The 6,000-nt window shown below is 59.7% G+C and carries 4 protein-coding genes; all 4 read right to left on the bottom strand.

Going from position 1 to position 6,000, the window contains the following annotated elements; genetic code table 11:
• Positions 1-213: 213 nt before the first annotated feature.
• The gene (locus F6X37_RS14220; RefSeq protein ID WP_187611754.1) at positions 214-561 is read right to left on the bottom strand and encodes a response regulator; all 348 of its coding nucleotides are present in this window, start codon (positions 559-561) and stop codon (positions 214-216) included.
• 380 nt (positions 562-941) lie between these two features.
• Entirely contained in the window at positions 942-2,717 is a 1,776-nt protein-coding gene (locus tag F6X37_RS14215; protein ID WP_187611753.1) for an SWIM zinc finger domain-containing protein, read from the bottom strand.
• Positions 2,718-3,090: 373 nt separating this feature from the next.
• Positions 3,091-3,642 carry a hypothetical protein gene (locus F6X37_RS14210; protein ID WP_187611752.1) on the bottom strand — a complete coding sequence of 184 codons (552 nt, stop codon included), beginning with the start codon at positions 3,640-3,642 and terminating at the stop codon, positions 3,091-3,093.
• A 1,280-nt stretch (positions 3,643-4,922) separates the two neighbouring features.
• Positions 4,923-5,495 carry a TIGR01841 family phasin gene (gene phaP, locus F6X37_RS14205; protein ID WP_187611751.1) on the bottom strand — a complete coding sequence of 191 codons (573 nt, stop codon included), beginning with the start codon at positions 5,493-5,495 and terminating at the stop codon, positions 4,923-4,925.
• Between the last annotated feature and the right edge of the window lie 505 nt (positions 5,496-6,000).

Here is a 6,000-nt window from a genome sequence, read left to right as displayed (position 1 = left end):
CCCGCACTTTCCGCTTCCGCAAAGCTGATCTGCCGCTTCATCGTCGATCGTCCGTCCCGTGAATTTCTTCTACAACGCCCTCGACCACATCTGCGATGACGGTCGCACCAAATAAATCAGTGTTTCCTTAGTAGATGGACGAAAAGCAAGATGGCTGCACGACCGCTTTTTGCCGAGCCTCTCAACGTACCAAGAGGGCGGCTGCGGCGCGCTTCAATCTGAGAGCAAAGACTCGAATTGTTCAAGCAATAGCGGCTTCAAAAGCTGGCCATCAAAGCACGACATGTCGAAGCGCTCGCGGACGTCGTCATACGCGGTCATTGAAAAGATGCGCCGGGACGCATATTTCTCGGATGCACGGAGCCGCAGGCACAACTCGTGGCCGTTAATGTCGGGCAGTCCAATGTCCACGAGAATGAAATCGAAAGCGCCGTCACCGCCGACCGCAACCAATGCGTCAGCACCGGAATACGCTTTCGTCACAGCATGCCCCATCGAGCATGCGACGTCGGCCAGCAGGTCAGTTGTAGCGCTGTAGTCGTCTACCAGAAGAACTTTCATCGGAAAGTACTCCAACATGCAGAACACGCGAGGGCAGTCGCCTCACCTTGCGATGTCATGCAGTTCTGTGCCGCGATTAACACCCACGCGGAGTACCATCGCATCCGCGCTCGCGCCCAAGGTGCTTGCTCGTCCTGGAACTCGCTGCAACGTCGGACGTCTCCCTCTTCGCGCGAGAACTGGACTCGACGCGCTCGGAGCATTTTCCAGCAAAACCCTCGGCCACATAGCCAGTATTAACACTACGCTGGTGGAACACCAATCATGTCGACATGGCAGCTCAGCGTGGGACTTTGGCGTATGTTGATTGTTGCTGCGCTCAAGACCGCGCCGAAAGCGGTCACAGTCGCGCCGAAGGGAAAGGATTCGCCCTGGCGAACCTAACCGAGCACCGCCAGTAGCTTGATAAAATTGCGCTTGGCGCGATAGGTCTGTCGGATTGAATCGAGTTCATCGCTAAACTGCGCATGCTCGTTCAGTTGCGCTCGCAGTCCCCCAATAGTCCGCACGATGTCGAACGCCTCCTCATAACGGGCGTTACGCGTGCCACTTTCGGCGGCGATGGGCAGCAGGCGGTGATACAGGACAATGGCGTCGTGCGGATGGGTCTTTGAGCGAATGGATGCCATCGTTGCCCACATAGTTGTCGCCACTGGACCGCCGCAGAACGTCTTCCACGCCGTGTGGTGCTCGCGCCCGGTGAGAAAGATTTTGACCAGTTCGGTTCGCGTCGGCATCTGCCAGGAATTGCGCTTCGCTTTGGTCGGCGCCTCTTCAGCACGAACAAGACTCCACAGATGATTGAGCGCGCGCTCGCGTGTCATATCATGCTGGCCAGTCGCGCTGGCGACATCCATCAGGGCGGCGAATGCTTCTGCGCCCGGGTGCATCCCGAAACGCTGCCACGCGAGCACATCAGCCTTCTCGAATTCGCCGCGCCGCAGGTGCTCCTGGATGCAGAAGTCGAGCAGACGCTGGTCCACGTTCTTGCCTGACTCCATGAGGCCGCGTTCGGCCCAGGCGAGTCCTTCGTCGTAGCGCCCGTGCTTCGCGCAAAGCTCTGCGACCAGCAAAAAACGGTAGGGACTCGACAGGTCCTTTGACCGGATGCGAACCAGTGCGTCCACATCGCCGTCGAGGTCGGCCAGCGCCTCCATCGCGCGTTCCAGTCGCATGCGTAGCGGGTCGAACGACGGGCGAAACTCATTGCTCGGCGCCAGTGCCGGCAGGCCGTCCCATCCGTTTTCTACAAGCATGCGGTACCGATGAATCCCAAGGTCGCCGAGCGGTTCGGCGTAAGCCGGCAACACATCGTAGAAGGTATCCCACACGCCGTCGGTCTGAAACCGGAACAGTCGCTCCGCGAGCTTCGTTGGGTCCGGTCGCGTCTGACGACATGCTTCGAGATGTACGGCGGCAAGCTCCATGATGGCCGGCATCACATCACCCCCGGAGTCATCAATCTGCTCGAGACTTGCTTCGGTGCCGGCAATCGCAAGCTCCGCAAGCTCGACCACCTGGGCGGCCTGAGGACTGGCAAGCCGCTGCCGCAGCATGTCCGCGAGCGACATCAGGCCGTCGCCGTACGCGCCGGCTTCGCGCCAGTCGAGCGGCCGCGAAATGCGCGTCGCCTGTCGTACCGCGGTCTTCATGCTCGGAAGGTCACTGGCGTTCGCCGCACGCGCCGCGAGCAACAGCCTGTCGCGCAGCGCCATGTCGCGCTCGACCGCTTCCAGCAACAGTTCGCGCACGGCTTCCGCATTCAGCGTCGCAACATATTCACGAATCTGCTCCTCGTATGTCTTGCGCTTTTTACGAGGCTTTGCCGGCTCTGACTCATCGGCATGAAACACTTCCGCGCCGGTATTCTCGAGCCACGACAGGGCGACCGCGACCGCGTGCTTGCAGAAGATACCGTCCTCGCCGACCGGACAGTCGCATTCGTAGGTCAGCTCGCCGTCGCCGCCTACGCCAAGCTCGACGCTGTACCGGTGCGTGCCGCGTACGTTCGCGCGAAGGACACCATCGCGCTCTTCGAGGCGCGAGACGACGCCCTCGTGGAAATACGCCTTGCCGCGCCCGAACGTTTTCGTGTCCACGAGCGACTGGATTTCGGCGAGGGTAATGATGTCGTGAAGTGGTGACTGGCTGGACATGGAGTACGTTTGAGATATGCGAGAAGGAAGGATGCACGAGCCAATCGGCTGTGGCCGGAATCCGAAAAACGAACGGCCACCCAAAAGGCCGCCGTCGCATGAGAAATTCCCTGACTATGCAGGAGGAATTTCGATTCCGGGAGGGACCAGGCGCGCCCGTTGGTACGACGTCTTTCCTTGAGCGATACGACAGATATAAGCAGTCGACGAATACTACCAACACGGTTTGTCAGCGCCCCAAGCGTAACGCTCCCGTAGAGCATCGGCGCGCACAATCCGGACCCTGTGGACGTCGACGAACGCAGCGAAATCACCGGCGACGTGGCGTCAGGTCAAGAGAACCGTTCATCTACTCTCACGCCGTCTCCACAACTTACGCGTCGGACTTCCACGGCCATGAGGGGTAGACTCGCCCGCTGCTTTCAACGCTCTCCCGTTGGTCCCCGGACTGTCCGCCATTGCGCTCGACATCGCCAGCGCTCGGAGCCTCGTCCGCCTGCAAGCTCTCGGAACTGCCATCGGTCGAATCAGTGCACACGCCCTCGCCGGCTTTCAGCGGCGGCAGGCCCGCGCCGAACCACGGAACTTCGCCCCGTAACGCAGCGACATACGCACGCCATCCCTCCACGTTGCCGGCAAACAGGCTCCGTCGAACAGTGGAAGCAAGACGCTTGCGATTCAGCTCAGGCTCAAGCAATTCCCGTGGCCATGCGAAGAAGGCGTCTGACACTCGCTGAACAAACTGCTCTGCTGTCATCCGCGGCGATACCTGTTCCAGGAGCGGGAAGCCTCCAAGCGGGTCGTGCGCTGCCGCCAGTTCGCGTACGGTCTCGTGGCCATCGCCACATTTCAGGAGACAGCTCACGACCTCCAGTACGTCTCCAAGGTGAAGCAACAAGGCACGGCGCTCGAATGCATCATTCATCTGCTCATTTCTCTCTACGTGAGTCGAAGCATGATTCTAGCTTGCCGGTCGCGCAAGCACTGTGAGAGGCACGGTGCTCACGGTGCTTCGAGCGGCAAAAACCCGGACTTATCCGCGAACCTGTCTGACAAAGCGTCCATCCTGTCAATTTACCAGCAACCCGGAACTGCCGATGCACGGCGAGGCGACAGGAGTCGCCCTCAGGCAACGCGGGCGCGCGGATTTCGATGGTCAGGGACGAGCCGGACTGTGGCGTCGGCCGTCCAGCCCCTGGCAATTCTCCGAGGCCTACTCACCTCGAAATATCCCGTTTCAGAAATCACAAATCCCTGGTCAACATTGCGGGCGTCTGCGGCGTTAAGGAGATGAACGGTGAGAAACCGTCCCGTTACCTGAACGAAAACTTGTTGGAGCGGAACATGAAAAACACGAACAGGCAGTCCCTGCGTTGTCAGGTCGAAAAGTGGCTCGCACCGGCTCCCACGATGCACGTTCATGTAACCAGATTCAGTCGCACCGCAGGGAATGGGAGACGCTATGTGTGCGTCGAAACGTCGTCACCAGCCGGAGCGCGCGCGTTGTTTTTCTTCAGGCACGATGACGGCAGGTGGAGCGTGTTCCCGCCCACTGCCAACAGGCGGAAGTCAACCGCAGAGCCCCCTCTCGCGCAGGTGGCTGCCACCACCTTTTGATGACGGTCACGAGTTTGCCGCGCTCGGGATTCAATCTGGTTTCGAGCTGGTGCACGGCTATTGAGCCGCATTTTTTCGCAGGATGGGCGAAGTCCACGAACACGTGGGGCGCCACCGCACGGCGCGTCGGTCGTCCCGGCACAAATCGAGCAAGTGTGAGCTATGCAGGTGAAGACCGCCCGAGCGACGGGAACTGGATGTCGAACAAATCTGACGCCGATTGTCGTCGTCGAGATGGGAGGGGGAACCGGTTGATGTGCATGATGCCGGTCCAATCCGGGCACACAAGATATTCATCGGAGCCGGGAAAGCAAGGCGACAGCTCACCCGCCGCGGCCCCTTGAAGACACGGCTCCTTCATCAAAGCACATTGGTAACTGCGATTGGGCCAAGGCTTGCAACCCTCACGCTCACCGAAGTAAATGCGCTCTTCGAATTTTGTCGGGAACGGACGATGGCAACTGGAACAGTGAGTCTCTTCCTGTAACCAGCAGCGAGACCGGCGCGGACGGCGGCTAAGGCGCCACGCATTGCATGTTCACCTTAGCTCGCCGCGCCGTGCGACCACCGGTTCAACGTTCCTTCAAATTACTGCTTCGCCGCTTTTGCTGCTTTCTCGACTGTCTGGTCAGCCGCTTCGGTCACCTCTAATGCGGCTTTTGTTGCGGCGTCCAGGTTACTTTGCGCGACTTCGACTGCCTGCTTCGTGGCCTTTTGCACGCTTTCCTGAGTGGTGTTGGCCAGCGTGATAGCTTGTTTCAGAAATGCGATTGTGGCTTCGGAGCCGACCGGGGCGTTTTGCGCGAGTTTCTCGACGAACGATTGAACTTGGCGGCTGACCTCCTGGTACCGCGCATTGACGACCTCTGCTAGCTGCGTTTGCGTGATCGACGCAATCTCCGCAACCTGACGTTCGTACGTCAGGACCTTCTCCGCCGAGTGCAGCGCCAGCGCGTCTTGCAGACCGGTAACTTCCTGTCGGTCCTTTTTCGCCAGCCCGTCTTGCTCGTGTTGGTGCCAATTGGCAAGCGTCATTTTCGCCGTATCCAGATTCAGTCTGACGAGCTTTTCCTCGCCCTCCAGCATTTTGCTGGCCAGGCCGAAAAAGAAGTCAAGATTGGCTTGCTGGGTTGTAGCAGCCTGTCTCTGAAAATCAGTCATGTTCGCCTCCGGAAGATGTATGCCCAACGCCAGCATGTTCCGCAACGGTGACCAACTGATGAAGCGCCTCGTCTGGAAGCTCTCGGGTCGGCTGCATTTTCGACACCGGCTCCGCAGGCGTATTGGTCTCAGCCGCGAGCCCGCACAACGTCCTCAGCGCTGGGCTGCGTAAGGGTGCTCTGCGGACGTCGACAGATGCAGGAGCCGCAAACGCCGAAAATTCAATTACAGGACGGCAGCGGTCGGGGCGCCAATTGAATCTGCCTATCTGGGGCACCCTTGAAGAAGGGTGTTTTTTCTCTCGCCGCCACCTGCTGAATGCGTCTGCGCCCTTATCGCGATGCGCTTTCGCCGGAGACCATCATCACGATGGGTGACGAGGTCGTGGAACAGCGCGCCGTTCTTTTCCACGCAAGCAGATATTTCGCCAGCGGAACTTCCGGCACCCGGTGGTGACCAAGGCCGGTGACGCACGAACAGGTGCCGACCTCCGGGTAGGTTTTCC

Origin of the sequence: Paraburkholderia sp. 31.1, assembly GCF_014397645.1 — a bacterium.
Classification (GTDB): domain Bacteria; phylum Pseudomonadota; class Gammaproteobacteria; order Burkholderiales; family Burkholderiaceae; genus Paraburkholderia; species Paraburkholderia tuberum.
Note: the sequence above shows the minus strand (reverse complement) of the source record. Positions and strands in the feature narration are given on the sequence as shown.